The organism is Polaromonas sp. CG_9.11 (assembly GCF_015752225.1).
In the GTDB taxonomy this organism is placed as follows: Bacteria; Pseudomonadota; Gammaproteobacteria; order Burkholderiales; family Burkholderiaceae_C; genus Polaromonas.
The window spans coordinates 78492-104762 of sequence record NZ_JADOVE010000002.1; the positions used below are offsets into that span (position 1 = coordinate 78492).

Below are 26271 nucleotides of genomic sequence, written 5' to 3' on the forward strand. Positions count from 1 at the left end.
GTAATGAAAGGTTAGCGCGGTGTGCCTTCTTTGGTACGATTTTTTAATCGAAATCGGCCCCTTGAATCCAGCAACTTGTTGGCTGCAACGCCTCCACAGCACAGGCTGGCGGCGTCCACCTTGGGCAGCTTGTGAATGTCGAGGCGGGACACGAAAAGGAGCCAGCCAATCCATTCTTGATTTTGAGAAAAAGTGTCAATTACGCCTTGCTGGCAAGCCCGGGCAGCTATCAAAAAAATTTCACAAGCTTTCATGGCAGTGCTGCTGCGCTGTGCGACGATGGCGCCCATGCAAAATTTCTGGCCTTCCAGCGGTTTCACTCCGCTTCAGCGCAACCCTCGCGGCTGGCTGCTTCCAACCGATGATTACCTGCGGTTTTTTCTAGCCCGTCCCGAACTGGCACCAGTGGCGGAATCCTGCGAGGCCGAGCGGGCTTTGCATGCGGCCCTGCTGGCATTGCCGTCCAGGCCGGTCACGCCTGCCGATGTGCAGAATGTGCAGGACCAGGATGTCCGCGACAGCTACCAGTTCTTTTTGCGTTTTCGCGATGGCCTGCTGGCTGCCGGCACGCTTGAAGCCTATTACCTTGGCTTGTTCGCGCGCGACGGAACCGGCGTCATCACCATTCCACCGCTGTTCATCGATCTGCTGGCGCAGGCCATCACCCACAACCTGTTGCACGAGTCGGGCGACGCTTACGAAGTGCGCGCCGGCGAAATGCTGTTTCGCCCCCAGCGCATCAGCACGCAGGACGGCCAGGTGCTCAGCGGTGACCGCGAGGTGATCGACATGTTTAGCGAAACCGGCGGCCTGGGCGACTTTGGCCGCTTCCTGGCCGAGGCCAAGGCGCCGCTGCGAACCATCAGCCTGCAGGTACTCGGCGAGGCCAATGCGCCGGACTACTGGCAGCAGGCCGACCGTCATGCCTTCTTGCTCGACCTTACACATGAAGTCACTGCTGACCTGAGCCATGGGCTGGTGCTGAAAATGACCCGGGCACGCTCAGGTTTGAAGGCGTTGGCCGGTGTGCTGCAAAAATGGGTTCGTCACTTTCTGGGTGTCGGCGTCACCATCCGGCCGTTGCAAAAGATCGATGACGATGCCTGGCGCTGGCATCTGGGGCTCGATACGGAGGCGACGGCGCTGCTCAATGACCTGTATGAAGACCGTGTCGTGGCAGCGGAACGTCTGGATCGGCTGGTGAGCCTGTTTCGTCTCGATTTTGAAGATCCGCAGGAGATGCGCGCTGATGTGGCAGGCAAGCCGGTTTATATGGGGCTGATGATGAATGCCGAGGGCGTGCTTCGCATCAAGCCGCAAAACCTGCTGGTGAACCTGCCGCTGCGTTCCTGGATGCAATGAAGGCATGCGCGCCAGACTGTAATGAACCTTGCGCAATCGGCTGGGGCCTTGCCAGCAAGCCTTTTGAGATTTGGCCCGCCATTTCAAAGCGGTGCGGAACGGGTATTGATTTCTGTTCCCGCCGGCTTGCCGTCAGAAATAATTGCGTCACCGTCAGCCCGCTCCTGCAAATCCTCAACGGAAGGTGGTGTTTTCTTCATGTGGCTGGCCATCCCGAAACACCGCTGATGAACGCTGGCAATATTGGAAAAAAAACTCGACAGGCAAAAATGTTGCGCATACAGCGCACGGCCGTTTCTTGTCAGGGTCTGCTTCAGTCCGGGCGTTTTTAAAACCTTCTGCATGCCAGCGGCAATGCTCTCGGGACTGGCCACCGTCACGAACACCGCATCGACGCCGTCGGTCAGCAAGGATGGAATCTCGCCTACCGCCGTCGTGACGACCGCCACGCCATGCGCAATGGCTTCCAGGATGGCCAGTGGCAGCACTTCATCGTGCGAAGGCAATACCAGTAAGTCGGAATTCGCAAGAAGATGGCTGACTTTGCGCTGGTCGCACCAACCTTCAAACCGCACCAGATCGCTGACGCCCAGCGCGCATGCCTTGGCCTGATAAGCGGTCACATTGCCGCCCCCCGCAATCGTGACGATCAAGCCGGACGTGTCGAGCGCCGGATGCGCCAGTGCCTGCAGCAGGTCCAGCAGTCCTTTTCGATCCGACAGGTTGGCCAGGAAGAGAACACGATGCAGCGGGCTGCCGGGCACCGCTTGCGGCACGCCGTCAGGCTCCGGCACGCCATTGACAATGGTGTGCACCCTGTCAGCCGGCACATGCAGAACGTCGATGACGAGGCCCTTGGCGCCAGGACCTATCACGATCACGCCTTGCGGCAAGGAAAAAACCCAGCGTGTCAGCCAGCGAAGCACCGCCGGCAACCTGTCATAAAACCCGTTCATCTGCGCATGCAGGTGCAGCACGGTCGGCACGCCCATCGCTGCGCACGCCACGATCAAGGTGCCTTTGCGGAACAGGCTCATGCGCGTGGCCAGGTTGACATGCACGCCTGCCAGGCGGCCCTGCAGCCGGCCTGCTGCAATCCTGGCAATGGCCATCAGCAGGACCCAGAGAGAATATTGGGGGCCACCCGAACCGCGCGTGTCCAGCGCGCGCAGACGTGCCGATCCAGTGGGTAAATGCTCGGCTTGGCACTGGATCAGGTAGTCGGCCACCTTGTACATGCCACCGCCACCGGGCGACCAGGGACAAGCGATGTAGATATAGCTTGAGTGGTCAGAGGAAGAGGATGTTGCCCAGGATTGCTGGCGATCTTTAGAGGGGGAATCCTGCATTTTTTGATTTAATTGATGCAAATCGGCAGACTGTGTTGCGCAATAATGCACCAGCAACAAATGCGTATTTGGTTATTTTTATCCTGTTACATGTAAAACATTTTGGACACGACAAGGGCGTTACCTTGAATACCTTAAGGCAAACATGCTGAGGCATCTCATGAAACAAGGGTTGAAGGCAGTGGATGACTTTGCAATAGCAGCCGACCGTGGCGCCGTTGCCCCGAATGCGCTGGTCAACGTCCTGTTCCACTCGCTGTACGAGAACCAAAAACAGCTTGCCAACCGCGACCTGGCCCCGAACCAGAACGTGACAGTGGCGGACTTTCGCGGGTTTGTTGAAGAGATGCTTGAAAATGGTTACACCGTCGTGTCGCCTGCCCAGATCGATGCCGGGCTTTCACCGGGCCGGCGCTACCTCACGATCACGTTTGACGACGGCTACTTCAACAACATGCTGGCGCTCGATGTGCTGGACCAGTTCCGTGTTCCCGCAACCTTTTTTGTGTCCACTGACCATGTGCAACAGAACAAGGCCTTCTGGTGGGATGCCTTTAGCCGCGAGTTGACGCGCAGCGGCGTCAGTCCGGACCGGCAGAAGTCCGAGATAGAGCAACTCAAGGGGCTGACCCCTGAAAAGATTGATGCTTACCTGTGCCAGCGTTTCGGTCATGCGGTGCTCAAGCCCTGCGGCGACATCGATCGCCCGTTCACGCCGCGTGAGCTGGGGCGGTTCGCGTTGAACCCGTGGGTCCATGTGGGCAACCACACGCGCGACCATGCCATCCTGACGAACTGCACGCCTGCCGAAATGGTTGACCAGATCACGGTGTGCCAGAACGCACTGGCCGACCTGGTGGGCTACCGGCCTGTTGCCATTGCCTATCCCAACGGCAACTGCTCTCCTGCTGCCGTTCATGCGGCCGTGGCGGCAGGGCTGCGCGTGGGTTTTACCGTGGCGCCGCGCCCCCCCCGGTTGCCGCTGGACAGCGATTCCCGCATGCTGCTCGGGCGATTCTTTTTCCATGGCGGGCAGGACATCCGTCGGCAATGCCGCCTGTTTGGCGCCCGATTTGTTCCCAGTCATGCGCTCAAGACGATGATGCAGTCGGCCTGAAGAGCAAGAGACTGCGCCTGGCGCCACCGTTGCTGCCTGGCAGCAAGGTGGTCTTTGGCGAATTGGCCAGGTAAATGCAGGTGCCGGCGCACAGTGGCTTAAAATCAGCCGTTCAGCCCATTTTTAACCCGGAGTCTTCCATGTCCAAGAAAATCAGAGTCGAGGCCGACATCTGCGCCCCCAAGCCAGTGCCGCCAAAAGGCTACACCATCACCACTGGCAACGGCCAGAAGATCAGCCTTGAGCGTGGTTCGCACACCCGCAGCAAGAAGAACCCCGGCAAGCGCCCCCACCAGGGTTAAGCCAAGGGACTGGCCGGAGCATTTTGTGCTCGGCCAAAAAGAAACCCCGACCACCGAGGCGCGATTCGCCTCGGTGGTCGGGGTTTCTTTTTTTTAGCGCCGGTTTCAGGACCGGGGCTGGTGAGGCTTACATATTGCGCCGGTACTGGCCGCCAACTTCAAACAGCGCATTGGTGATCTGGCCGAGTGAGCAGACCCGCACCGCATCCATCAACACCTCGAAGACGTTCATGTTCTCGATCACCGCCTGCTGCAGCCGTTTGAGCTGTGTCGGCGCTTCATGGGCGTGGCGGGTGTGGAAGTCTTCCAGGCGCTTGAGCTGGCTTTGCTTTTCCTCGTCGGTTGAACGGGCCAACTCCAGCTTGTCGTGCACCGCATCGCCGTGCGGGTTGCGAAAGGTGTTCACGCCGATGATCGGCAACTCGCCGGTGTGCTTGAGCATCTCGTAGTGCATCGACTCGTCCTGGATGCGGCCGCGCTGGTAGCCGGTTTCCATGGCCCCCAGCACACCGCCGCGGTCGGCGATATTCTGGAATTCGGTCAGCACAGCTTCTTCGACCAGTTCGGTGAGTTCCTCGATGATGAACGCGCCCTGTGACGGGTTTTCGTTCTTCGCCAGCCCCCATTCGCGGTTGATGATGAGCTGGATGGCCATGGCGCGGCGCACGCTGTCTTCGGTCGGCGTGGTGATGGCTTCATCAAACGCGTTGGTGTGCAGCGAGTTGCAGTTGTCGTAGATCGCAATCAGCGCCTGCAGCGTGGTGCGGATGTCGTTGAACTGGATTTCCTGCGCGTGCAGGCTGCGGCCCGAGGTCTGGATGTGGTATTTCAGCTTCTGGCTGCGCTCGTTGGCGCCGTATTTTTCCTTCATCGCCACGGCCCAGATGCGGCGGGCGACGCGGCCCATCACGGTGTATTCCGGATCCATGCCGTTGCTGAAGAAAAAGCTCAGGTTGGGCGCAAAGTCGTCGATGTGCATGCCGCGCGCCAGATACGCTTCGACAAACGTGAACCCGTTCGACAGCGTAAAGGCCAGCTGGCTGATCGGGTTCGCGCCGGCTTCGGCAATGTGGTAACCGCTGATCGACACGCTGTAGAAGTTGCGCACGTTGTGGTGCACAAAGTATTCGGCAATGTCGCCCATCACCTTCAGGCTGAACTCGGTGCTGAAAATGCAGGTGTTCTGGCCCTGGTCTTCCTTCAGGATGTCGGCCTGCACCGTGCCGCGCACGTTGGCCTGCACCCATTCGCGGATCTTGGCGATTTCGGTGTCGGTCGGATCACGGCCGTTGTCGGTCTTGAACTTCTCTAAGTTCTGGTCGATGGCGGTGTTCATGAACATCGCCAGGATGCTGGGCGCCGGGCCGTTGATGGTCATCGACACGCTGGTCGTTGGGCTGCACAGGTCAAACCCGCCATACAGCACCTTCATGTCGTCCAGTGTGGCGATGGACACGCCCGAGTTGCCGACCTTGCCGTAAATGTCCGGACGCGGGTCCGGGTCGTTGCCGTAGAGCGTGACCGAGTCGAAGGCGGTGGACAAGCGCTTGGCGGCCATGCCGTCGCTCAGCAGCTTGAAGCGGGTGTTCGTGCGGAACGGGTCGCCTTCGCCGGCGAACATGCGTGTCGGGTCTTCGCCCTCGCGCTTGAAGGCAAAGGTGCCGGCGGTGTAGGGGTAGCTGCCGGGCACGTTGTCCAGAATCAGCCATTTCAGGATTTCGCCGTGGTCTTCGTAGGTTGGCAGGCAGACCTTGCGGATGGTGGTGCCCGAAAGCGACTTGCTGGTGAGCTGGGTACGGATTTCCTTGTCGCGGATTTTGACGACATATTCGTCGCCGGCGTAGGCTTTCTGCATTTCAGGCCACTGGGCCAGCAGCTTTTTGGCGGCTGGGTCTTGCACCTGCTCGCGCTCCACGGCCAAGCCTATAACGGCTTCGACGGCATTCGCCTGGTCGGACTTGCTGGCGCTGAGCATGCCGGAGGTGGCGCGCAACTGCTGGATTTGCCGGGCCAGCGCGGCTTGTTCGTGGCCGCGCTTTTTGTAGCCGCGCACTGTGTCGGTGATTTCGGCCAGGTAGCGGGTGCGGGCTGCGGGCACGACAGGTGTCTGGTTGGTGCTGTGGCGCACATTGGTCAGTGGCAAGGTGCCGTCGGTCAGGCTCAATCCCAGGGCACCCAGGCGAATTTTGAGCGCCTGGTAGAGCGCCGTCACGCCGTCGTCGTTGAAGCGTGCGGCCATGGTGCCGAACACCGGCATCTGGTCGGCGGGCGTGGTCCAGGCTTCCTTGTTGCGCTGCACCTGCTTGGCCACGTCGCGCAGGGCGTCGAGCGCGCCCTTGCGGTCGAACTTGTTGATGGCAACGAACTCGGCAAAGTCGAGCATGTCGATTTTTTCCAGCTGGCTGGCCGCGCCAAACTCGGGCGTCATCACGTACATCGGCACATCGACATGCGGCACGATGGCCGCGTCGCCCTGGCCAATGCCGGAGGTTTCGACGATGATCAGGTCGAAGCCAGCGGCCTTGCAGGCGGCAATCACATCGGGCAGCGCCTTGCTGATCTCGGAGCCAAAGTCGCGCGTGGCGAGCGAGCGCATGAACACGCGCTGGCCCTGGCTCCACGGATTGATGGCGTTCATGCGGATACGGTCGCCGAGCAGCGCGCCACCGCTCTTGCGACGCGACGGGTCGATGCTGATGAGGGCCACGCGCAGCTGGTCGCCCTGGTCTAGCCGCAGGCGGCGAATCAGCTCGTCGGTCAGGCTGGACTTGCCAGCGCCGCCAGTGCCGGTGATGCCCAGAACCGGTATTTTTTTAGTAGCAGCTTGCGCCCGTACTGCTTGCACAAGGGCCTCATTTGCCTTGTTTTCTTCGAGCGCCGTGATGAGTTGGGCCAGTGCGCGCCAGGCCATCTCGTTGTGGCCTTCAATGGCCTCGATGCGGCTCGGTGCATAACCGCTGATGTCCTTGTCGCAGCGCATCACCATCTCGCCGATCATGCCGGCCAGGCCCATGCGCTGGCCGTCTTCGGGGCTGAAGATGCGCGCCACGCCGTAGGCTTGCAGCTCGCGGATTTCGGGTCCGACGATCACGCCACCGCCGCCGCCGAACACCTGGATGTGCTCGCCGCCCCGGCTTTTCAGCAGATCGACCATGTACTTGAAATACTCCACATGCCCGCCCTGGTAGGAGCTGATGGCAATCCCCTGCGCGTCTTCCTGTAGCGCAGCCGTCACGACTTCGTCAACGCTGCGGTTGTGGCCGAGGTGGACCACTTCGGCACCCATGCCCTGCAGGATGCGCCGCATGATGTTGATCGCCGCGTCGTGGCCATCAAACAGGCTGGCGGCGGTGATGAAGCGCACTTTATGGATTGGGCGGTAGCTGGCAAGGGCCTTGTAGTCGGCGGACAGGTCGGTCATGGAAAGCGTCTCCTCAGGATGATGAGCACCCTGAGGTGCCGGATCTCCATGATATTACGTTTACGTAAACGTCAACTTACAAGGAGGCAACTTTTTGCGATGGATGGGCCGTCTGTTTAGCTGTTGTCTTTCAGTCAAGGGTTAACCCTTTATTTTTTCTTGTAAACCTCGAAAAACTCTGTATTTGAAATATTTTCTTGACGGGGTTAAAAAATATTCATCGTTTTTTTGATCTGGCAGCGCTTTTTTCAAGGAAAACACCCATGCGGCCTGAGGTTGAGTCGGTTAGATTAGTGACCAACCTGCGGTCCGCAAAGGGTCAAGGGGCTTTACGGCGTCAGTCGCCAAGTGCGCCGAGCTTATTTATTACTGTGGAGACAATATGACTTTTCGTTTTGCCCAACTGGCGGTCGCGTCAGCTGTTCTTGGTTTTGCTGGCATGGCCACTGCGGCCGATCCCATCAAGATCGGCGTGACAGGTCCTTTCACCGGCGGTTCGTCGTCGATGGGCGTGAGCATGCGTGACGGTGTCCGGCTCGCGGTCGACGAAATCAACAAGTCTGGCGGCGTGATCGGTCGCCAGTTGCAGGTTGTCGAGCGCGATGACGAAGCGAAAAACGAGCGCGGCGTACAGATTGCGCAGGAGCTGATCAACAAGGAAAAGGTTTCGGCCACTGTGGGTTACATCAACACCGGCGTGGCGCTGGCATCGCAACGTTTTTTCCAGGAAGCCAAGATTCCGGTCATGAACAACGTGGCCACCGGCAGCCTGATCACGCAGCAGTTCAAGGATCAGCCTGAAAACTATATCTTCCGCAATGCGGCGCACGACAACATCCAGGCGCCGATGATTGTCGAGGAAGCCGTCACACGGCGCGGTTTCAAAAAGGTCGCGATTCTGGCCGACTCCACCAACTACGGCCAGCTTGGCCGCGCCGACCTGGAGACCGCGCTCAAGGCCAAGGGCATCACCCCTGTGGCTGTCGAGAAGTTCAACATCAAGGATGTGGACATGACGGCCCAGTTGCTCAAGGCCAAGGAAGCCGGCGCCGAAGTCATCCTGACCTATGGCATTGGCCCCGAACTGGCGCAAATCGCCAACGGCATGACCAAGCTGGGCTGGAAAGTGCCGATGGTCGGCAGCTGGACGCTGTCGATGGCCAACTACATCGACAATGCCGGTCCTGGCGGCGAGGGCGCGCGCATGCCGCAAACCTTCATTCAGGAGCCGACCACCCCCAAGCGTCAGTCATTCATCATCAATTACCTGAAAACCTTCAACCCGAAGAACCAGCGCATCGACTCGCCGGTGTCGGCGGCCCAGGGTTATGACTCCATTTACCTGCTGGCCGCCGCCATCAAGCAGGCCAATTCGACCGACGGCCCCAAGATCAAGTCAGCGCTGGAAGACCTGAAGACACCGGTTGAAGGTGTGATCACCACCTACAACAAGCCATTTACGGCCAAAGACCACGAAGCCATCACGGCCAACATTCCGGTATTTGGCGAGGTCAAGGGCCAGCGCGTGGTGTATGCCTATCCTGACGACCAGAAAAAGGCATCTGAAATACGCGTCAAGAAGTAAGTCGGAAAGACTGCTGAAAACAGGCACCGCGCCAGCTGACGCGGTGCTTTTTTATTGTCCGCTGCCGCTGTGCGCGGCCTGAACAGACCGATTTTTTTGCGGAATTAAATACATATGGAAATCCTGCTCCAACTTATTTACAGCGGTATCGCGCTGGGCATGATCTACGCTGTCATCGCCTTTGGCTACCAGCTGACCTTCCAGACCTCCGACACGCTGAACTTCGGCCAGGGCGATGCGCTGATGCTCGGCGCCATGGTCGGCCTGACGCTGGTCAACCTGGGCGTGAACTACTGGCTGATGCTGCCGCTGGTGATTGTGTTCGGCCTGGCGCAGGGCAGCTTTGTCGAGCGCATCGGCGTGCGCCCGGCCATCAAGATCAAGAGCGAGTTTGGCTGGATCATGTCCACCATTGCGCTGGGCATCATTTTCAAGAACGTGGCCGAGAACATCTGGGGCCGTGACGACCTGAAATTCCCCTCGCCGCTGCCCGAATCGCCGATCAAGATCCTCGGCGCCAACGTGTTGCCGATGGAAATTCTGGTGGTGGTGGGCGCCGTGCTGATGATGCTGGCGGTAGAGTTCTTCAACCGCAAGACCATCTACGGCAAGGCTGTGGTGGCAACCTTCAACGACCGCGATGCGGCCAAGCTGATGGGTATCAACACCGGCCTGGTGATCACCTTTTCGTATGCGCTGTCGTCGGCCACTGCGGCCTTCGCCGGCGCCCTGATCGCGCCGCTGACGCTGACCGGCGCCACCATGGGCTCGGTGCTGGGCCTGAAGGCTTTTGCCGTGGCCATCATCGGCGGGCTGACCAGCGGCATGGGCATCATTGTCGGCGGCATCATTCTGGGCGTCGCTGAAACCACCACCGGCTTTTACCTGTCCACCGGCTACAAGGACGTTCCCGGCCTGGTGCTGCTGCTGCTGGTGCTGGCCTTCAAGCCGGCCGGCCTGTTCGGCAAAAACGCGATCAAGAAAGTTTGAAGATGAACCGAAAGACCCTTGTGGCCGCCCTGATCGGGCTGGCCCTGCTGGCGGCTGTGCCGCTGATGACCAGCAATTCATACTACGTCCACATGGTCGGTACGATCATGATTTATGCCATCTTGCTGTACGGCCTGGACATCGTGGTTGGCTACACCGGCCAGGTATCTTTGGGTCACGCCGGCCTGTTCGGTGTCGGCTCCTACACCGCCGGCGTGCTGTTCATGAAGCTGGGCGCGCCGCTGTGGGTCATCATTCCGGCCAGCATTGCGGTGACGGCTGCCTTTGGCGCGCTGCTGGCGCTGCCGGCACTGCGCGTGACCGGTCCTTACCTGGCCATGGTGACGCTGGCCTTCGGCACCATCATCCAGATTTTGATCAACGAGATGACCTTTCTCACCGAAGGCCCGCTCGGCATCACCATCCCCAAGCCCACGGTGTTTGGCGAAAAACTCACCGAGCATGGCTTTTACTGGCTGACCTTCGGTTTGATGGTGCTGTCGCTGGTGGTGGTGGACCGCATCCTGAAGTCGCAGCTGGGCCGCGCCTTTGAAGCGCTGCGCGGCAGCCCGGTAGCGTCGGACTGCATGGGCGTGTCGGTCTACCGCTACAAGGTCTATGCCTTCGTCATCAGCGCCGGCTTTGCCGGCCTGGCCGGCTGCCTGTATGCCTATTCCGAGCAGTACATCTCGCCCAACACCTACAACTTCGAGCTGACCGTGCTGTTCCTGCTGGCCGTCATCATGGGCGGTCGCAAGACCCGTTCGGGCGCCTTGCTGGGCGCGGCCATCATCGTGATCCTGCCCAAGCTGCTCGACGACCTGGAGCTGTTCCGCATCGTGGCCGCCAGCCTGGCAGTGCTGATGCTGGTCGGCGGCATCATCGGTGTGGCGAAGAAAATCACCACGCCCCGGGCCATGGCCATTCCGGTGGTCGGCACGATGGCGCTGGCCGGCTTTGCCTTCTGGCTGCAGTCGATCACCGACTGGCGGCTGAGCATCTTCGGCCTGATGATCCTGTTTGTCGTCTATTACCTGCAAAACGGCATCGTCGGTTTTGTCCGGGCGCTGTTCCACGTCCGCAAGCCGGTCGTGCGGCACAGTCAAGCTGACATGGGCAAGGACGCCATATCGGTCGCGGCCAGCGCCCAAGCGGCAGAACAGGGCGGCAACCTGCTGACCGCCCAGGGCATTTTGATGCAGTTCGGCGGCTTGAAGGCCATCAACCAGGTCGATCTGCACATCAAGCGCGGCACCATCCATGGCCTGATCGGGCCGAACGGCTCGGGCAAGAGCACCATGATGAATGTGCTGACCGGCATTTACGTGCCCACCGCCGGCAGCATCGACTTTGCCGGCCGTTCGGTGGTTGGCCGCACCTCGTCCGACATTGCGCTGTCGGGCATTGCGCGCACCTTCCAGAACGTGCAGCTGTTTGGCGAGATGACCGCCCTGCAAAACGTGCAGGTCGGCCTGCACCACACCTTTGACAGCAATATCGTCGATGTGGCGCTGCACACGCCGCGCTACAAGCGCGAGGAAACCTCGGCCATCCAGCGCGGCATGGGCCTGCTGGCTTTTGTCGGCCTGGCCGACCTGGCCGACGAGGAAGCACGCAACCTGCCTTACGGCAAGCAGCGGCTGCTGGAGATTGCCCGGGCGCTGGCGCTGGACCCGCAGCTCTTGCTGCTCGACGAGCCGGCCGCCGGCCTGACCGCGCCCGACATCAAGGAGCTGATCACCATCATCCGCAAGATCCGCGACCACGGCATCACCGTGATCCTGATCGAGCACCACATGGATGTGGTGATGGGCCTGTGCGACACCGTCTCGGTGCTCGACTTCGGCCAGAAAATCGCCGAAGGCAAGCCTGTCGATGTGCAGGCAGATGAAAAAGTCATCGAGGCCTACCTCGGCGGCACGGTCGCATAAGGAAAGAGACACCATGTTGAGTATCAAGAACCTGGAAGCCGGCTATGGCAAGGTGCAGGTCCTGCACGGCATTTCGATGGAAGTGCCCAAGGGCAAGGTGGTCACGCTGATCGGCTCGAACGGCGCCGGCAAGACCACCACCATGCGCGCCATCTCGGGCATGATCCAGCCGACCGCCGGCGAGATCAACCTGCACGGCAAGCGCATCGATGGCCTGGAGTCCTACGCCATTGCCAAGCAGGGGCTGGCGCATTCGCCCGAAGGCCGGCGCGTGTTCGCCACCATGAGCGTGACCGACAACCTGATCCTGGGCGCTTTTCCGCGCCTGACGGGCAGCCGCCCCAAGGGTGACGTGGCGGGCGACCTGGAACGCGCGATGGAGTTGTTTCCGCGCTTGAAGGAGCGGCGGCTGCAACTGGCCGGAACGCTCTCGGGCGGCGAACAGCAGATGCTGGCCATGGCGCGCGCCGTGATGCTCAACCCCGAGATCGTGCTGCTCGACGAACCGTCGATGGGCCTGGCGCCCATCCTGGTCGAAGAGGTGTTCCGCATCATTGCCGACCTGAAGTCGCGCGGCGTCACCATGCTGCTGGTCGAGCAGTTCGCCGCTGCCGCGCTGAAGGTGGCCGACTACGGCTATGTGCTGGAAAACGGCCGCATCTCAGTGCATGGCGAAGCGTCCAAACTGCGCGATGACCCGGCGGTGAAGGCCGCCTACCTGGGCGGCGGACACTGACTTCAGTCGGAAGCTGCTATTGAAAAAATAGCAGCTGGTGTACGCTGGTATGGCGCGGCGGGCCGAAAATGCTTAGAAAACATGCGCGCTGGAAGCGCCTGGCTTGGCCTTGCCAGGCCACTGTCTGTGTTTCAAACTACCTTCATGCCCTTGAGCGCAGGGTCTTCAGGCGGGTAGCGCAGGTCGAGTTGTTCCAGCGCCTGGCGAACACGCAGGGCAATCATCAGGTTGCGGTGGGTCTTGGAATCGGCCGGCACCACCGTCCAGGGCGCCCAGGGCGTGCTGGTGGCATTGAGCAGGTCTTCGTAAGCCTGCTGGTAGGCCGCCCACTGCCCGCGCGCCTCCAGATCGCCCATGGCAAACTTCCAGTGCTTGGCAATGTCGTCAATCCGCTCCTGCAGCCGCTCGCCTTGCGCCTTGAAGCTGATGTGCAGCATGAATTTCAGGATCACCGTGCCGGTTTCATTGAGCATGCGTTCGAAGTCGTTGATCTGCTGGTAGCGCTGCGCGGTCTGCGACGGCGTGATCCAGCCCTGGACTGGCGGCACCAGCACGTCTTCGTAGTGGCTGCGGTTGAAGATCATGATATCGCCAGCGGTCGGTACCTTCTGGTGGATGCGCCACAGGTAGTCGCGGGAACGCTCGTCTTCATTGGGCGCTTTCCAGGCGGCCGTGTGCACGCCGAGCGGGCTCATGCGGCTGAAGACACCGCGCAGCGTGCCGTCCTTTCCCGAGGTGTCAGTGCCCTGCAGGACCACCAGCAACTTGTAGCGCCGATCGGCATAAAACAGGTTTTGCAGCCCGTCGAGTTCAAGCGCCAGTGCATCCACCGTTTCCTTGTCGCGCGCCTTGTCGCTTGATGAAAACGGCTTGTCGCCCGGATCGAAGTCAGCCAGGCTGCAGGATTTGCTTTTTTTCTTGCTTTTGCCATCCTCGCCAATCAGCGGCACCTGCCAACGCAGGAGCTTTTCGGCCAGCGCCTTGCGTTCGTCCTTGCCGGCCTGGGTATCGGGTCCATTCTGTCCAGACGGTACGTCAGTCGTTTTTGAATTCATCGGGCTTCCATAAAATGAAGGGGACCAGGCTGATTCTGCGCGCCTGTGCCCTGGCAGCCTGAACGAATACACTTATTTTCGTGCCAGTGGCCGCGCCGTCCGTAAGGCGGGAACGGGCCGGCCCTGGCCTTCAACATGACAGGAATTTTTATGAAAACCGATCCGGCTACCGACGCTGGCCCGCAAGGGGCAACCGGCTACGCAGGTGACATCGCGCCAGCGCTGGCGTGGCAATGGCTGCAGTCGGGCCAGGCCGTGCTGGTCGATGTGCGAACCGATGCCGAACGCGAATGGGTCGGCTTCGTTCCGGGCGCTGTGCCCGTGGCATGGAAGCAGTGGCCGGACATGGCGCTGAATGCCGGTTTTGACGATGCCTTGAAGGCGGCGGTTCCCACTGGCACCAAGGTCGTGCTGCTGTGCCGAAGCGGCGTTCGCTCGGTGGCCGCTGCCCGCCGTGCCACGGAACTGGGGCTTGAGGCTTACAACATTCTTGAAGGTTTTGAAGGCGACGCCGACGGGGACGCCCAGCGCGGCCACCGAGGCGGCTGGCGTATGCGGGGCCTGCCCTGGATGCAGAAGTGATGGGCAACCTTGAGGTTTTCATCACCGAACGGCAAGCACTCTTGGAAGATTAGTAGACACACCAACCTGTCAGATATAGCAGGGGTGAAGGCGTGACTATTTGTGAGAAAGTTTTCAATAAGTCTGTTTTAAACAAAGGAACAGACTTATGCAAGTACTCGATCGCACCACCCGCACCGGCCCTGTTGCTCACCGCAATCCCCCCCTGTTGCCGCGCCTGCAGGAACGCTTTGAGCAGAAATTCATGGCCCACTGGGAAAGCCAGTGGGGGGGGAAACCCATCCTGCATGGCAGCAACCCTGGACCCAACTCGATCCGGCTGGATGGCAATGACTACCTGGGCATTGCGGGCCATCCCGACATCGTCCGGTCGCAGATTGCGAGCCTGCAACACAGCAACGAAAGTGTGATTCAGTCGGGCGTTTTCCTGCTCGATGCCCATCCCTGCCGGACGCTCGAAGCGTCTCTGGCGGCCTGGGTCGGCAAGGAGGACGGTTTTGTCTGTCAGTCGGGCTATTCGGCCAACGTCGGCCTGCTGCAGGCGATTGCCGACGAGCAGACACCGGTTTACCTCGACAGCCTGGCCCATACCTCGCTGTGGGAGGGCGCGCGCGCGGCACGTGCGCCGGCCCATGCATTCCGGCACAACGACCCGGAGCACCTGTCCCGCATGATTGAGCGCCATGGCCCGGGCGTGGTGGTGGTCGACTCGGTGTACAGCACCACCGGCGCGCTGTGCCCGCTGGTCCGCATGGTCGAGGTGGTCGAGCAGCATGGCTGCACGATCCTGGTCGATGAGTCGCATTCGCTGGGCACCCACGGCCCGCAAGGCGCCGGGCTGTGCGCCGAACTGGGCTTGACGGACCGCGTGCATTTCATCACCGCCAGCCTGGCCAAGGCATTTGCCGGCCGCGCCGGATTTTTCACCATTCCGGCCGCCATGCGCTACTACGTTCTGCACAACAGTTACCCCAATATCTTTAGCTCCTGCCTGCTGCCGCACGAGATTGCCGGTCTGGCGGCAACGCTGGAGGTGGTGCGCGGCTGCGACGCCGAGCGGGTGCGGCTGCATGCCAACACGCGCCGGCTGCGCGCCAGCCTCCTGGACATGGGCTACCCGATCCACCAGGGCAGCCAGCAGATCATTGCGCTGGAAACCGGCACCGAGCCGGCCACCATGGTGCTGCGCGACCAGCTGGAGGCACATCAGATTTTTGGTGCGATTTTCTGCGCCCCGGCGACCAGCCGCAACCGTGCCATGGTGCGGCTGACGCTCAATGCCGGCCTGACCGCTGCAGAAATGGACCGCATCGAGCAGACGGCGCGTACGCTGCTGCCCGTGCTCAAGCCCTGGGACTGGCCGATTGCCCGGCGGGCCCGCACCGAACAGGTGTGAGGCTACCCTTGCGACAGGCGCCTTTCGCCATGGTTGGCCAGGAAATGCGCGTAGCTGGTGCTCAAACCAGGGCTGAACGCCTCGCCGATGGCAAAAATGGCCGCGTGAAGCCGGCCGGCTTCGCCGTTTACAACGAATGCTTCGCAAGGCCCGGGCTGATGGCCGACGCCCAGCGCCAGTTGCAGTTCCAGGTCAATGAGCCAGCTGCCGCTGCGAATGTCCTGAACGACGCGCGCGTCCCAGCCCTGTGACACGGCCATCTCTGCCAGTTCGCCCAGGTTGGCGGCAGGCTCCAGCTGCAGCCAGCTGGCCTGGCCTCGGGCATTGAGCGCCAGCATGCCAAATGGCGCGCCGATGACGACGTGTTCTGTCCAGCCCTGCTGCTGCGTGAGATTGTGCAATGCCTGGAAAATGACCGGGTCGGCCAGCAGCGCAAGCTGGTCGGGCGACAGCGTGGCGCACCAGATCTGCTGGTGGCGCTGGTCCGGCTGATGGCGCAGGTCCTCGATGGCGCGCGTGAGGCAGGTGCGCAGGTCAGCCGACTGCTTGGGAAGGAACTGGTTGATTAGCCCCCGGTTGAACGCCGAAACTGCCAGTTGCTCGTCGGCACGGCCGGTGAGCAAGATGCGTGAGCCCGGCCAGTCCTGCAACTCGCCCAGCACCCGCAACCCGCTCATCGCCGGCATGGCGTAGTCCACCACGGCAACCTGCACCAGCCTGAAGCGCGCGGCCCCGTCGACCTGCCAGTAGCGCAGGATCTGCGGGATCAGCAGGGCGCCTTCGCGCCAGCGGTGGATGATTTCCTGCTGGCGCCACGCATCATTCTCGCGCTGCGCGATTTCTTGCTTGAGCAGGTCGATGCAAGCAATCGGCCGCAGGAACAGCTGCACGGACCAGCCGGGCGGCATGACCTCGCCCAGCATTTCCAGGTAATCCGGGTCATCGTCGAGAAAAAGAACGCCGCCGGGCCGGCGATAAAGGGGGAAAGACATGGCTTTAGGCTTTATCAAGGAAATAGAAACACAGGCATTGGCAGCGTTCAGGACGGCGCGAGCGGCAGGACCAGTGTGAAGACAGCGCCTATGGCATAGCCTGACTTCACCTGGATGCTTCCACCTGCGCTGCGCAGCACCTGCTGGCAAAAAGCCAGGCCCAGGCCATGCCCGGTGCTGCGGTTGCTGGAGAAAAAGGGCTTGAAAATATGCGGCAGCAAGGCCGGATCGACGCCGACGCCGTCATCTGCCACCGAAATGCGCCCGCCGTCGGGTCCGCGGTCGACCGCAATGCGCAGCGCACCAGCTGCGTAGGTCGAATCGGCAGCGGCCAGGGAGTGCAGGGCGTTTTTCATCAGGTTCATCAGCACTTGGGAAAACTGTGCAGGGGAACCGAAAAAAGTGAAATTACGCTGGATGACCACCCTGACACATTCGCGCTGGCGGTTTGAGGTGTAGGGATAGGCCGCGACGATTTCGCTGACCAGGCTGGCGGCGTCGACCGCTTCCTTGTAGCGCGGCAGTTGCAGCAGCTTGGCGTTGGCAATCTGGGTGTCGATCTGGTGGTTCATGGAGCGCACCAGCGCCTGCAGCCGCTGGCCCAGCTGCTCGAGCTTGGCTGCGCGTGGATGCGCCTGCTCGCGCCGGATTTCCATCTGCAAGGCATCCCCGATCAGCGATGCCGTGGACAGGGGCGTGCGCAACTCGTGCGCCATGATGCCCATGGTGGCCAGCGTGTGGACCAACTGGTCGCGCCGCAGGTTGGCTGAAGACAGGCCCAGCAGCAGCGCGCAGATCCAGCTGAAGACGATGACCACCGCATCGACGGGATTGGCCTGCAGGCCGTTCGGCATCAGCCAGGCAAACAGCGTCCACGACAGAAATACACCACTCACAGTGCCTGCCGTGGCGATGCGCCAGTCGGTCAGGTGGTAGTAGCACACGATGATTGTGCAGATGGTGGCCAGCCAGGCGGCGCTGCCGGCATTGCAAAAGTACATCCAGCTGAAAAAAACGGGGATTTCGATCCACATGACGAGGGTGACCAGCAACCGCGTGGCAGGACTGGAAAAATCCCGGCTCAGACCGGGCAGCAGCAGCGTGGCGCCCAGCAGGCTCATCAGGCCGCGCAGCCACAGGTTTTCGTACGGCTGCGCCAGCCAGCTTGACCAGATCCAGCCGAACAGGGGCTGGCCCAGCACCGATGCCAGGCCCAGCAGCCGCATGCGCCACGGCGAGCCATGCAAAATCGGCTCCAGCGGCGCGAGTGTCCAGCGGCTTGGCGCATGCTTTAAAAATTGTGAGGTGCGGCGAATTTTTTTCCATCTGGCGTTCAGCCAGAGCCTGCATGTCGAGCCATAACTTCTCTTGTCCTTTAAACCATTGTCCCTGTTCTTCCCCTTCATCACCGATGCAACTACCTGCTAACTTTGACAGCATCTGCCTGGATGGCATCATGAGCGACTGGCTGTCGTCCCTGCGTGAATTCTCGGTCGAGGCGCTGGTGGTGCTGGGCCCCGACCCCTTCGCCGGACAGGAGCACCGGCTGGTGCTGGCCCTGCATCCGCCGCGGCTGCTCGATGCGGCGCATGCGCTGGCTGCCAGCCAGGACTTCGGCGCGCCCTGGCGGGACTCCGATGCGCCGTTGGTGGCCTGGCAGGACATTTCCCGATCGGTTTTTGGCGACATGGGCCGCTGGCGCAGGCTGTGGCTGGCGCATGGCTTTCAAAGCGTCGTGCGCATTGCCTTTCCGCTGACCATGGGCCGGGCGTTCGAATGCTACCTGTTCAGCGCGCGCCAATGGCCTGACCGCACCGAACCGTCGCAGCTGGCCTGGTCGGCGCTGAACATCTGGCCACTGCTCAAGCGGGCGCTGGCCGAGGCGCGCAATCCGCTGAGCCCGCGCGAACTTGAATGCCTGGAACTGGCGTTCCAGGGCATGACCGCGCGCAAGACCGGCGAGATCCTGGTGTGCAGCGAGCGCACCGTCAACTTTCACCTGGCCAACGCCATGGGCAAGCTCCAGGTCGACAACAAGCTGGCGGCGGTGCAGCGCGCCTGCTGGTTCGGCCTGATTTGATCCGGCGCTGCAGGGTACCCCCTTGCTGGAGAACCTTCATTGGTCAGGCGCTGGCCATGGCCTAAACCTGTTCATAATTCAGCCCAATGACTTTCCTAGCGCTTGATGTGGGTAACACCCGCCTGAAATGGGCCCAGTACGACGCCCCGGTAGTGGGCGCCAAGCTGCTGGCCCATGGCGCGGTGTTCCTCGAGAACATCGACCGGCTCGCCGAGGAAGACTGGCAGGGGCTGGCCGAGCCTTCGGCCATCCTGGGCTGCGTGGTGGCAGGCGACGCCATCAAGCGGCGCCTGGCCGAGCAGATGGAACTCTGGGACGTGCTGCCCCGCTGGGTGATTTCCAGCCCGCAGGAGGCCGGCCTGAGCAACGGCTACGACCATCCGGCGCGGCTCGGCTCCGACCGCTGGGTGGCCATGATCGGCGCGCACCACCGGCTGCTGGCGCGCGGCATCCGCAAGCCCTGCCTGGTGGTGATGGTGGGCACTGCCGTCACGGTCGAAGCCATCGACGCCTCGGGCAAATTCCTGGGCGGCATCATCTTGCCCGGCCATGGCATCATGCTGCGCGCGCTTGAATCGGGCACGGCCGGGCTGCATGTGCCGACCGGCGAGGTGCGTGATTTTCCGACCAACACCAGCGATGCACTGACCAGTGGCGGCACCTTTGCGATTGCCGGCGCGGTCCAGCGCATGGTGGACAACCTCACGCACCACTGCGGTGAAGCGCCCGAATGCATCATGACCGGCGGCGCCGGCTGGAAAATGGCGCCGAGCATGACCGTCAGCTTCGAGCTGGTCGAAAACCTGATCTTCGACGGACTGCTGGAGATTGCCTCCCGGCGCTTGAATGCTTGATGCTATTTAATTGATAGCTGGTTGCGCCCGTGGATAAGGCGCAGAGCGCTGATTTTATTCATATTAATGCGTTTGAAATTCAAGTTGGATCAGCCTGCCCTCCTGCCGGGTCTGATGGCAGCATCGGCGTCAGCATCGACAGCCGGGTGAAGCCGCCCGACTATTTGCGGGGAACTTGTCGCTAAGATAACCGGCAGTTACCCGAAGCCTTCCCTTCGGGGACTCGCAGCAAAAAACCAACGGAGCATTTCCCATGTCAGACTTGAAAGCGGCTTTCGACCAGGCCATGCTGGATTCCAAAAATCTCAGCGAACGGCCCGACAATGCCACCCTCTTGAAGCTCTATGCGCTCTACAAGCAAGGCAGCGCTGGCGACAACCTGGAGAAAAAGCCCGGCTTCAGCGACATGGTGGCGCGCGCCAAATGGGACGCCTGGAGCAAGCTCAAGGGCACGCCGCAGGACGCGGCAATGCAGCAGTATATCGACCAGATCAAGGAACTCGGTTAAACCGGCTTGTGGCATAAATAAACCATCAAAAAGGCCTTTTGCGCAAGTGGGGCGGGCGCATCCAGCTATTGATTTGATGGTTTTTCGTGCGCCGGGCTGTTTCAGTCCGCCTTGATGTTGGCGAGCTTTGTCACGCGGTTCCACATGTTGCGTTCGCTGGCGCCGAGCGCGGCCAGCTCCGCTCCGTCCATGGCGACGGCCTTGGCGCCCTGGTCTTCGGCACGCTTGCTGAAATTTTCCGATTCCACCACCTGCCGGATGGCCAGCGACAGCCGGCCCTGCAAGTCGGCGGGCAGGCTGTTCGGGCCATACACCGCGAACCATGAAGTGGCAACCAGCGGCACGCCGGCCTCAAGGGCGGTTGGCACCTTGGGCTGGGCGGCCAGGCGCGTGCGGCCGGTCACCATCAGCGCCTTCAGCTTGCCGGCGCGGAGGTGCGGCAGCAGCGGCGGTGGCGTGGTGATGGTGAAGTCCACCGTGCCGGCCAGCAGGTCGTTCAACGCCGGGCCGGTGCCCCGGTAGGGAATATGGGTGATGAAGGTCTTGGTCAGGTCCTTCAGCAGCTCGGTCGTGACATGCTGCAGCGAACCGCTGCCGCTGGACGCGTAGTTGACCTTGCCGGGGTTGGCCTTGACGTATTTGATGAATTCGGCAAACGTATCGGCCGGAAAATCGGCGCGCACCACCAGCAGCTGCGGCGCGTCGATCAGGTGGCCGAGCGGCTTCAGGCTGGTGGCCGGATCGAAGCCGGCCACCGGCTGGATCAGCGGCGTGATGCACTGGTAGCCCGAATACTGCACCAGCAGGCTGGTGCCGTCGGCCGGCCCGCGCGCCACCAGCTGGCCGGCGATGTTGCCATTGCCGCCGCTCCGGTTGTCCACCACCACCGGCGTCTGCAGGATGCGGCCCAGCGGTTCGGCCAGCATGCGCGCGGCAATGTCGGTGGTGCCGCCAGCCGCCGCGGGAACGACCAGCGTCAGTGTCTTGCCGGCGAGCTGCGCGCGCACCGGATTCAGCCAGGCGGCCGCGCCGAGGGTGGCCATGGTGGTGATGAGGGTTCTGCGGGAAATAGGGGTCATGGTGGTCTCTGGGTGGTTTTGTTATTGGTCAATTGTCTGGCCAAGGCCCGGGCGGCACGTTCAGGCGGGCTGCCCGCGCAGCGCCGCCACGAAGTCCGGCGCCGGATGCAGGTCGGTGATGCGGCCGGCCTTGGCGACCTGGCCGGGCACGTCGTGGCCGACGATCTGCGGCATCAGGCGCGCCACGGCCAGCAGTTGGGGCAGGTTGATGCCGGTGTCGTAGCCCATCGCGTCCAGCATGTGGATCGCGTCCTCGCTGGTCACGTTGCCGCTGGCGCCGGGCGCATACGGGCAGCCGCCCAGGCCGCCCAGCGAGCCGTCCAGACGCGTGATGCCGCTTTGCACGGCGGCCAGCACATTGGCCAGGCCCATGCCGCGCGTGTTGTGAAAGTGCAGGGTCAGCTGCAGGCCGGAAAAATGCTGTTGCAGGGCCTCGGCCATGCGGCTGACCTGTGCCGGATGCGCCATGCCGGTGGTGTCGCAAATCGTCAAGCCGCGCACGCCCAGGCCGGCAAAGCGCTCGGCCCAGCGCAGCAACTCGCCCTGCGGCACATCGCCTTCCATCGGGCAGCCAAAGCCGCAGGACAGCGAGACATTGATGGGCGTGGCGCCATCGACATGGCGAATCACCTCCGACAGCGCGGCAAGGCTTTTGTCGCGCGGCATGCGCAGGTTCGCCAGGTTGTGCGTCTCGGACACCGACATCACCAGGTTCAGCTCGTCGGCGCGCGATTCGAGCGCACGCTCGGCGCCGCGCAGGTTGGGCACCAGCACGCTGTACTCGACGCCAGGGGCGCGGTGGATGCGGCCCATCACTTCCTCGGCATCGCGCAGCATCGGGATGGCCTTGGGCGAGGTGAACGATGTCACCTCGATCTTGGCGTAGCCGCACTCGCCGAGCGCATCGACCAGCGCGACCTTGTCGTCGGTGGCGATGAAGCAGGGCTCGTTCTGGAAGCCGTCGCGCGTGGCGACCTCATTGAAATAAATGCGTTTCACCGGGGTCACGGGGCGCATCGGGTTCATTGGCTTGCTCCTGCAACGATGCCCTGGTCCTTGAGGGTTTTGATCTGTTCGGGCGACAGGCCCATCTCGCGCAGCACGGCGTCGGTGTCCTGGCCAATGCCGGGGGCGTTGCGACGGTGGCTCCCCGGCGTGCGCGACAGCTTGGGCACGATGCCTGGCACGGCCAGCAGGCTGCCGTCATCCAGGCGCACTTTGTCCAGCATGCCGCGCGCCTGGTAATGGGGGTCGGCGGCGATGTCGGCGACGGTGTAGATGCGGCCGGCCGGCACGGCGACGGCGTCCAGCGCCGCCAGCACCTCGTCCACCGTGCGATCGGCGGCCCACTGGCCGATGGCGGCGTCGATTTTTTCCACCTGGGCGACGCGGCCGGCGTTGTCGGCCAGTGCCGGGTCGGCGCCCAGTTCAGGACGGCCGATGGTGTTCATCAGCCGCTTGAAAATGCTGTCGCCATTGCCGGCAATCAAGACATAGGCCCCCACGCTCCCCGCTTCGCGTGGTTCGCTGCCCCCCGAGGGGGCTGGCCTGGCTTGGGGCGGCCCGGCACTGAGTCCCTCGACCCCCACGCTCCCCGCTTCGCGTGGTTCGCTGCCCCCCGAGGGGGCTGGCCTGGCTTGGGGCGGCCCGGCGCTGGCGGCCGGGGCGCCCTCATCCTTGCAGCGGTAGGCATTGCTGGGCGCGATGCCGGGCAGGGCGCTGCCGGCTGCGCCGCGCACCGCGCCGAACGCGCTGTACTCGGGCAGCAGGCTTTCCATGCAGTTGAACACCGCCTCGTACAGCGCCACGTCGATCACCTGGCCCTGGCCCGAGCGCTGGCGCTCCTGCAGCGCCAGCAAGATGCCGATCACGCCATGCAGCGCGGCCAGCGTGTCGCCAATGCTCACGCCGACGCGCACCGGCACGCGGCCCGGCTCGGCGGTCAGGTGGCGCAGGCCGCCCATGGCCTCGGCCACCACGCCGAATCCGGGCTTGTCGCGGTAGGGGCCGGTCTGGCCGTAGCCGCTGATGCGCAGCATGATCAGGCGCGGGTTGAGTTTTAGCAGCGCGTCGGGGCCGAGGCCCCAGCCTTCCATCGCGCCGGGGCGGAAGTTCTCGATCAGCACGTCCGATTCCGTGGCCAGCCGGCGCACGATGTCCTGCGCCTGGGCTTGCCGCAGGTCCAGCGCCACCGAGCGCTTGTTGCGCGACTGCACCTGCCACCACACCGAGGTGCCGTCTTTCAGCAGCCGCCACTTGCGCAGCGGATCGCCGGTGCCAGGCGTCTCGACCTTGATGATGTCGGCGCCAAAGTCGGCCAGCGTCTTGGCGGCGAACGGGCCGGCAATCAGCTGGCCGAGTTCCAGCACTTTCAGGCCGGCCAGCGGACCCGGGACGGGTGAGGGGGTTGAGTAGGTTGAGTAGTCTTGGGTAGGCATGGCGGCGAGTGTGCCGCTGCAGGCGCGCGCCGTCTATTCCTGCTTTGGCGTGTGGACGTTCGCATTTTGCGAAGGCTCGGCCAGGAAGTCCACCAGCGACAAGATGCCCGCGTCAAGCTGGCCCTGCGCGCAGGCCACCAGCAGGCGGCGTTGCGCCCACGGATCGGCCAGCGGGCGCCAGCTGATGTTCATGGCCTTGACCATCGGCAGGCAGGCCGCTTTGGGCAGGATGGCAATGCCCAGGCCGGAGGCGACCATGTGGCACACGGCATCAAAACTGCGCACTTGCATGCGCAGCCTGAACGGCCGGTGCGCGGCCAGCGCCGACTGCTGCTGCTGCTGCAGCATCGCCGCACCGGCGGTCAGGCTGATCCATTCCTCGTCGAGCGCATCGGCAAAGGCCAGCGGCGTTTTCCGGGCTGCCAGCCGGTGCCCGGCGGGCAGCACCAGCACCAGCTCGTCGTGGCGAAACAGCCGCGTGTCCAGGCCACGGGTGTCCGGTCCCTCGACAAACACGGCGACATCCGTGCGCTGTTCACGCAGCGCGGCGGCCACGGCGTCGGACACCTGCTCTTCCACATCGACATGCACCTGCGGATGCAACTGGCCGTAACGCGCCAGCAGGGGCGGCAAAAACTGGCTGATGGCCGCGCTGCTGGCGCAGAGGTGGAGGTGGCGTGCGGTGCCCCGGCGCAGGTCGGCGAGTTCAGCGCCCAGCTGGTCCAGGGTCTGCAGCAGCCTCAAGCCGTGCTTGACGAAGACGCGCCCGGCGGCCGTCGGCTGCAGGCCGCGTGCATGGCGGTCAAACAGCGCGTCGCCCAGCGCAGCTTCGAGTTCGCGAATGCGCCGGCTGGCCGCGCCCAGCGCCAGGTGCGCGCCGCGCGCCGCTGCCGTCAGGCTGCCGGTCTGGGCGCAGTCCACCGCCAGGCGGATAGACACCAGGTCAAACCGGGCAAGGTTGTAGCGCATGCTGCCGGGCCCGGGCGTTCAAATGGCTTTCTTGCGGGGTGCCGGTTTTTTGGCTGTCGCCTTGGGCGCAGCGGCCTTTGTGGCAATCAGCGCATCGAGGTTCCTGACAATCTCGGTCTCTATTTTTTCCTTGAAGGCGCCGAGCAAGAAGCCGAGCTTTGCTGCCAGTTCGAAACCGTCTTTCGTCACGCTCAGCGTGCCATGAACACCGGTCCGGCTGAAGCTGACAAGGTCGCTGCTCGTGCCTTCCTCGTAGGTGCATTCCATGCCGAATTCCGCTTCGGCCTGCTCGGACCATTGGACGGCGATCTGGCGTGCTTCCTGCAGGCCCAGGGTGTGCGCGCGATCGATGTGAATGTCAGCCATGGGGTTCTCCAGGGGTCAGGATGGGGTGCCGCCTGTCATCAGGGCAATCGGGCGGACCGCTTGGCCGCATCATAAAACCGACTTTGTGGAACAGGGCTGCGAAGCACCCCGGGTGCACCCCAATAAAGTCACTCCGCCTGGATGTTTGCGCTTGTTATGGTCCGGGCCCAGAATTCGGTCTCTTTTTTCACCAGGGAGGCCAGCGCTGCCGGCGGCAGGTAGCGAAGCTCCACGCCAGCGCCGTCGGCCCGGGTTTTGGTTTCTGGCAGTTCAAGCGCTGCCTTGATTTGTTCACTGAGCCTGGCCACGACATCGGCAGGCGTGGCCGCCGGGGCAAAAATGCCGACCCAGGCTTCCAGCTCGAAACCCTTGAGACCGGCTTCGGCGGTGGTGGGCACGGCAGGCATGCCCGGGTGGCGGGCCTTTCCGGCCACGGCCAGACCCCTCAGCTTGCCGACCTGCACCTGACCCATCACTGAAGGGGGCGTGGTGATGAAGACCTGCACCTGGCCCGACAGCACGTCCTGCAGCGCCGGGCCGGAGCCCCGGTACGGAATGTGCACCATGCTGGTCTGGGTCTGCAGCTTGAACATTTCCGTGCCGATGTGCGAGAGCGAACCGTTGCCCTGGCTGGCATAGCTGAGCTTGCCGGGGTTGGCCTTGAGGTAGCTGATGAATTCGCCGAGGTTTTTGGCCGGCACCGAAGGATGGACGGTGATCACGTTGGTGGCCACCGTGATCAGCGCCACCGGCACAAAGTCCTTTTGCGCCCAGGGCAGCTTGGGCGTGAGGTTGGGATTGCCCACATGGTAGGCCGAGTAGGAGTTGAGCAGCGTGTAGCCGTCGGGGTTGGCGCGGGCCACGTACTGGTAGGCCACGTTGCCGCTGCCGCCGCCCCGGTTGTCCACCACCACCGCCTGGCTGGTCACCTTGGCCAGCGAATCCGACAGGATGCGGGCCGACGCGTCGACAAAACCGCCGGGCGGGTTGGGCACCACCAGCGTGATCGGCCTGACGGGATAGCCCTGCGCCAGCGCCGCGCTGGCGAGCAGGGCCGCTGCAGCGCCTGCCAGCAGCTGGCGAAGGGGCGCAAGACCCAAGGGCGGGGTGTGGGTGTGGGTGTGGGTGATCGTGTTCATGCGGCAAGTCTCCATTTTTA

Annotated in this window: 24 protein-coding genes; 12 read left to right on the forward strand and 12 right to left on the reverse strand. The window is 62.7% G+C overall.

The window, feature by feature from the left end; all coding sequences use genetic code 11:
- Positions 1–11: 11 nt before the first annotated feature.
- Positions 12–290, reverse strand: coding sequence for a hypothetical protein (locus IWX85_RS02130; protein ID WP_196868598.1), 279 nt, complete (start codon positions 288–290; stop codon positions 12–14).
- Here IWX85_RS02130 and IWX85_RS02135 point away from each other — a divergent pair.
- Positions 289–1362, forward strand: coding sequence for a DUF6352 family protein (locus tag IWX85_RS02135; protein WP_196868599.1), 1074 nt, complete (start codon positions 289–291; stop codon positions 1360–1362). The two genes, IWX85_RS02130 and IWX85_RS02135, sit on opposite strands and share 2 nt — an antisense overlap.
- 83 nt (positions 1363–1445) lie before the next feature.
- Here the strand turns inward: IWX85_RS02135 and IWX85_RS02140 are convergent, their stop codons facing one another.
- Positions 1446–2711 carry a glycosyltransferase family 4 protein gene (locus IWX85_RS02140; protein WP_196868600.1) on the reverse strand — a complete coding sequence of 422 codons (1266 nt, stop codon included), beginning with the start codon at positions 2709–2711 and terminating at the stop codon, positions 1446–1448.
- A gap of 160 nt (positions 2712–2871) precedes the next feature.
- On the opposite strand from IWX85_RS02140, the gene IWX85_RS02145 reads away from it, so the two are divergent.
- The gene (locus tag IWX85_RS02145; RefSeq protein ID WP_196868601.1) at positions 2872–3828 is read left to right on the forward strand and encodes a polysaccharide deacetylase family protein; all 957 of its coding nucleotides are present in this window, start codon (positions 2872–2874) and stop codon (positions 3826–3828) included.
- Positions 3829–3968: 140 nt separating this feature from the next.
- On the forward strand, positions 3969–4130 hold the full coding sequence (locus IWX85_RS02150; RefSeq protein ID WP_011802893.1) for a hypothetical protein: 162 nt from the start codon (positions 3969–3971) through the stop codon (positions 4128–4130).
- Between the two features lie 127 nt (positions 4131–4257).
- Here IWX85_RS02150 and icmF read toward each other — a convergent pair whose 3' ends face one another.
- The gene (icmF, locus tag IWX85_RS02155) at positions 4258–7551 is read right to left on the reverse strand and encodes a fused isobutyryl-CoA mutase/GTPase IcmF (protein WP_196868602.1); all 3294 of its coding nucleotides are present in this window, start codon (positions 7549–7551) and stop codon (positions 4258–4260) included.
- A 382-nt stretch (positions 7552–7933) separates the two neighbouring features.
- Here icmF and IWX85_RS02160 point away from each other — a divergent pair, with 382 nt between their 5' ends.
- The 4 genes from IWX85_RS02160 to IWX85_RS02175 all read left to right on the forward strand — a co-directional run bounded on the left by IWX85_RS02160 (position 7934) and on the right by IWX85_RS02175 (position 12793).
- Positions 7934–9136, forward strand: a complete 1203-nt coding sequence (locus IWX85_RS02160) for an ABC transporter substrate-binding protein (protein WP_196868603.1) — start codon at positions 7934–7936, stop codon at positions 9134–9136.
- Between the two features lie 114 nt (positions 9137–9250).
- The gene (locus IWX85_RS02165; protein ID WP_036808816.1) at positions 9251–10126 is read left to right on the forward strand and encodes a branched-chain amino acid ABC transporter permease; all 876 of its coding nucleotides are present in this window, start codon (positions 9251–9253) and stop codon (positions 10124–10126) included.
- A 2-nt stretch (positions 10127–10128) separates the two neighbouring features.
- Positions 10129–12057 (forward strand): ATP-binding cassette domain-containing protein, encoded by a 1929-nt coding sequence (locus IWX85_RS02170; RefSeq protein ID WP_196868604.1) that lies wholly within the window; start codon positions 10129–10131, stop codon positions 12055–12057.
- Positions 12058–12070: 13 nt separating this feature from the next.
- Positions 12071–12793, forward strand: coding sequence for an ABC transporter ATP-binding protein (locus IWX85_RS02175; protein ID WP_036813169.1), 723 nt, complete (start codon positions 12071–12073; stop codon positions 12791–12793).
- Between the two features lie 131 nt (positions 12794–12924).
- Here the strand turns inward: IWX85_RS02175 and IWX85_RS02180 are convergent, their stop codons facing one another.
- Positions 12925–13848 carry a PPK2 family polyphosphate kinase gene (locus tag IWX85_RS02180; protein WP_036813172.1) on the reverse strand — a complete coding sequence of 308 codons (924 nt, stop codon included), beginning with the start codon at positions 13846–13848 and terminating at the stop codon, positions 12925–12927.
- A 150-nt stretch (positions 13849–13998) separates the two neighbouring features.
- Between IWX85_RS02180 and IWX85_RS02185 the strand changes: the two genes are divergently transcribed.
- Together IWX85_RS02185 and cqsA are read left to right on the forward strand one after the other, a co-directional pair.
- Complete coding sequence (locus IWX85_RS02185) at positions 13999–14430, forward strand: rhodanese-like domain-containing protein (protein ID WP_036808821.1); 432 nt, start codon at positions 13999–14001, stop codon at positions 14428–14430.
- A gap of 148 nt (positions 14431–14578) precedes the next feature.
- On the forward strand, positions 14579–15826 hold the full coding sequence (gene cqsA, locus IWX85_RS02190; RefSeq protein ID WP_196868605.1) for an alpha-hydroxyketone-type quorum-sensing autoinducer synthase: 1248 nt from the start codon (positions 14579–14581) through the stop codon (positions 15824–15826).
- Positions 15827–15828: 2 nt separating this feature from the next.
- Here the strand turns inward: cqsA and IWX85_RS02195 are convergent, their stop codons facing one another.
- Positions 15829–16818: a response regulator gene (locus IWX85_RS02195; protein ID WP_196868606.1), complete on the reverse strand. Its 990-nt coding sequence runs from the start codon at positions 16816–16818 to the stop codon at positions 15829–15831.
- Between the two features lie 47 nt (positions 16819–16865).
- Entirely contained in the window at positions 16866–18065 is a 1200-nt protein-coding gene (locus tag IWX85_RS02200; RefSeq protein WP_231379472.1) for a HAMP domain-containing sensor histidine kinase, read from the reverse strand.
- 164 nt (positions 18066–18229) lie between these two features.
- Here IWX85_RS02200 and IWX85_RS02205 point away from each other — a divergent pair, with 164 nt between their 5' ends.
- The 3 genes from IWX85_RS02205 to IWX85_RS02215 all read left to right on the forward strand — a co-directional run bounded on the left by IWX85_RS02205 (position 18230) and on the right by IWX85_RS02215 (position 20260).
- Positions 18230–18898: a helix-turn-helix transcriptional regulator gene (locus IWX85_RS02205; protein WP_081932577.1), complete on the forward strand. Its 669-nt coding sequence runs from the start codon at positions 18230–18232 to the stop codon at positions 18896–18898.
- Between the two features lie 86 nt (positions 18899–18984).
- On the forward strand, positions 18985–19752 hold the full coding sequence (locus IWX85_RS02210; protein WP_036808830.1) for a type III pantothenate kinase: 768 nt from the start codon (positions 18985–18987) through the stop codon (positions 19750–19752).
- Positions 19753–20005: 253 nt separating this feature from the next.
- A complete protein-coding gene (locus tag IWX85_RS02215; RefSeq protein WP_036808833.1) occupies positions 20006–20260 on the forward strand; it encodes an acyl-CoA-binding protein in 255 nt (84 codons plus the stop codon).
- Between the two features lie 101 nt (positions 20261–20361).
- Here IWX85_RS02215 and IWX85_RS02220 read toward each other — a convergent pair whose 3' ends face one another.
- The 6 genes from IWX85_RS02220 to IWX85_RS02250 all read right to left on the reverse strand — a co-directional run bounded on the left by IWX85_RS02220 (position 20362) and on the right by IWX85_RS02250 (position 26251).
- The gene (locus tag IWX85_RS02220; protein ID WP_196868607.1) at positions 20362–21339 is read right to left on the reverse strand and encodes a tripartite tricarboxylate transporter substrate binding protein; all 978 of its coding nucleotides are present in this window, start codon (positions 21337–21339) and stop codon (positions 20362–20364) included.
- Between the two features lie 60 nt (positions 21340–21399).
- The gene (locus tag IWX85_RS02225; RefSeq protein WP_231379473.1) at positions 21400–22365 is read right to left on the reverse strand and encodes a hydroxymethylglutaryl-CoA lyase; all 966 of its coding nucleotides are present in this window, start codon (positions 22363–22365) and stop codon (positions 21400–21402) included.
- The gene (locus IWX85_RS20280) at positions 22362–23777 is read right to left on the reverse strand and encodes a CaiB/BaiF CoA-transferase family protein (protein ID WP_231379474.1); all 1416 of its coding nucleotides are present in this window, start codon (positions 23775–23777) and stop codon (positions 22362–22364) included. The genes IWX85_RS02225 and IWX85_RS20280 overlap by 4 nt, the downstream gene beginning before the upstream one ends.
- A 33-nt stretch (positions 23778–23810) precedes the next feature.
- Complete coding sequence (locus IWX85_RS02240) at positions 23811–24746, reverse strand: LysR family transcriptional regulator (protein ID WP_196868608.1); 936 nt, start codon at positions 24744–24746, stop codon at positions 23811–23813.
- Positions 24747–24764: 18 nt separating this feature from the next.
- Positions 24765–25112: a polyhydroxyalkanoic acid system family protein gene (locus IWX85_RS02245; protein WP_196868609.1), complete on the reverse strand. Its 348-nt coding sequence runs from the start codon at positions 25110–25112 to the stop codon at positions 24765–24767.
- A gap of 128 nt (positions 25113–25240) precedes the next feature.
- The gene (locus IWX85_RS02250) at positions 25241–26251 is read right to left on the reverse strand and encodes a tripartite tricarboxylate transporter substrate binding protein (RefSeq protein WP_196868610.1); all 1011 of its coding nucleotides are present in this window, start codon (positions 26249–26251) and stop codon (positions 25241–25243) included.
- Positions 26252–26271: the final 20 nt, after the last annotated feature.

Bases quoted from the DNA above. Each gene is read 5' to 3' on its own strand.
- IWX85_RS02170 (WP_196868604.1), top strand. From the start codon at position 10,129: ATGAACCGAAAGACCCTTGTGGCCGCCCTGATCGGGCTGGCCCTGCTG.
- IWX85_RS02150 (WP_011802893.1), top strand. From the start codon at position 3,969: ATGTCCAAGAAAATCAGAGTCGAGGCCGACATCTGCGCCCCCAAGCCA.
- IWX85_RS02240 (WP_196868608.1), bottom strand. From the start codon at position 24,746: ATGCGCTACAACCTTGCCCGGTTTGACCTGGTGTCTATCCGCCTGGCG.
- IWX85_RS02210 (WP_036808830.1), top strand. From the start codon at position 18,985: ATGACTTTCCTAGCGCTTGATGTGGGTAACACCCGCCTGAAATGGGCC.
- IWX85_RS02205 (WP_081932577.1), top strand. From the start codon at position 18,230: ATGCAACTACCTGCTAACTTTGACAGCATCTGCCTGGATGGCATCATG.
- IWX85_RS02185 (WP_036808821.1), top strand. From the start codon at position 13,999: ATGAAAACCGATCCGGCTACCGACGCTGGCCCGCAAGGGGCAACCGGC.
- IWX85_RS02195 (WP_196868606.1), bottom strand. From the start codon at position 16,818: ATGTCTTTCCCCCTTTATCGCCGGCCCGGCGGCGTTCTTTTTCTCGAC.
- IWX85_RS20280 (WP_231379474.1), bottom strand. From the start codon at position 23,777: ATGCCTACCCAAGACTACTCAACCTACTCAACCCCCTCACCCGTCCCG.
- IWX85_RS02160 (WP_196868603.1), top strand. From the start codon at position 7,934: ATGACTTTTCGTTTTGCCCAACTGGCGGTCGCGTCAGCTGTTCTTGGT.
- IWX85_RS02250 (WP_196868610.1), bottom strand. From the start codon at position 26,251: ATGAACACGATCACCCACACCCACACCCACACCCCGCCCTTGGGTCTT.
- IWX85_RS02225 (WP_231379473.1), bottom strand. From the start codon at position 22,365: ATGAACCCGATGCGCCCCGTGACCCCGGTGAAACGCATTTATTTCAAT.
- IWX85_RS02215 (WP_036808833.1), top strand. From the start codon at position 20,006: ATGTCAGACTTGAAAGCGGCTTTCGACCAGGCCATGCTGGATTCCAAA.
- cqsA (WP_196868605.1), top strand. From the start codon at position 14,579: ATGCAAGTACTCGATCGCACCACCCGCACCGGCCCTGTTGCTCACCGC.
- IWX85_RS02175 (WP_036813169.1), top strand. From the start codon at position 12,071: ATGTTGAGTATCAAGAACCTGGAAGCCGGCTATGGCAAGGTGCAGGTC.
- IWX85_RS02140 (WP_196868600.1), bottom strand. From the start codon at position 2,711: ATGCAGGATTCCCCCTCTAAAGATCGCCAGCAATCCTGGGCAACATCC.
- IWX85_RS02245 (WP_196868609.1), bottom strand. From the start codon at position 25,112: ATGGCTGACATTCACATCGATCGCGCGCACACCCTGGGCCTGCAGGAA.
- IWX85_RS02180 (WP_036813172.1), bottom strand. From the start codon at position 13,848: ATGAATTCAAAAACGACTGACGTACCGTCTGGACAGAATGGACCCGAT.
- icmF (WP_196868602.1), bottom strand. From the start codon at position 7,551: ATGACCGACCTGTCCGCCGACTACAAGGCCCTTGCCAGCTACCGCCCA.
- IWX85_RS02130 (WP_196868598.1), bottom strand. From the start codon at position 290: ATGGGCGCCATCGTCGCACAGCGCAGCAGCACTGCCATGAAAGCTTGT.
- IWX85_RS02145 (WP_196868601.1), top strand. From the start codon at position 2,872: ATGAAACAAGGGTTGAAGGCAGTGGATGACTTTGCAATAGCAGCCGAC.
- IWX85_RS02220 (WP_196868607.1), bottom strand. From the start codon at position 21,339: ATGACCCCTATTTCCCGCAGAACCCTCATCACCACCATGGCCACCCTC.
- IWX85_RS02165 (WP_036808816.1), top strand. From the start codon at position 9,251: ATGGAAATCCTGCTCCAACTTATTTACAGCGGTATCGCGCTGGGCATG.
- IWX85_RS02135 (WP_196868599.1), top strand. From the start codon at position 289: ATGCAAAATTTCTGGCCTTCCAGCGGTTTCACTCCGCTTCAGCGCAAC.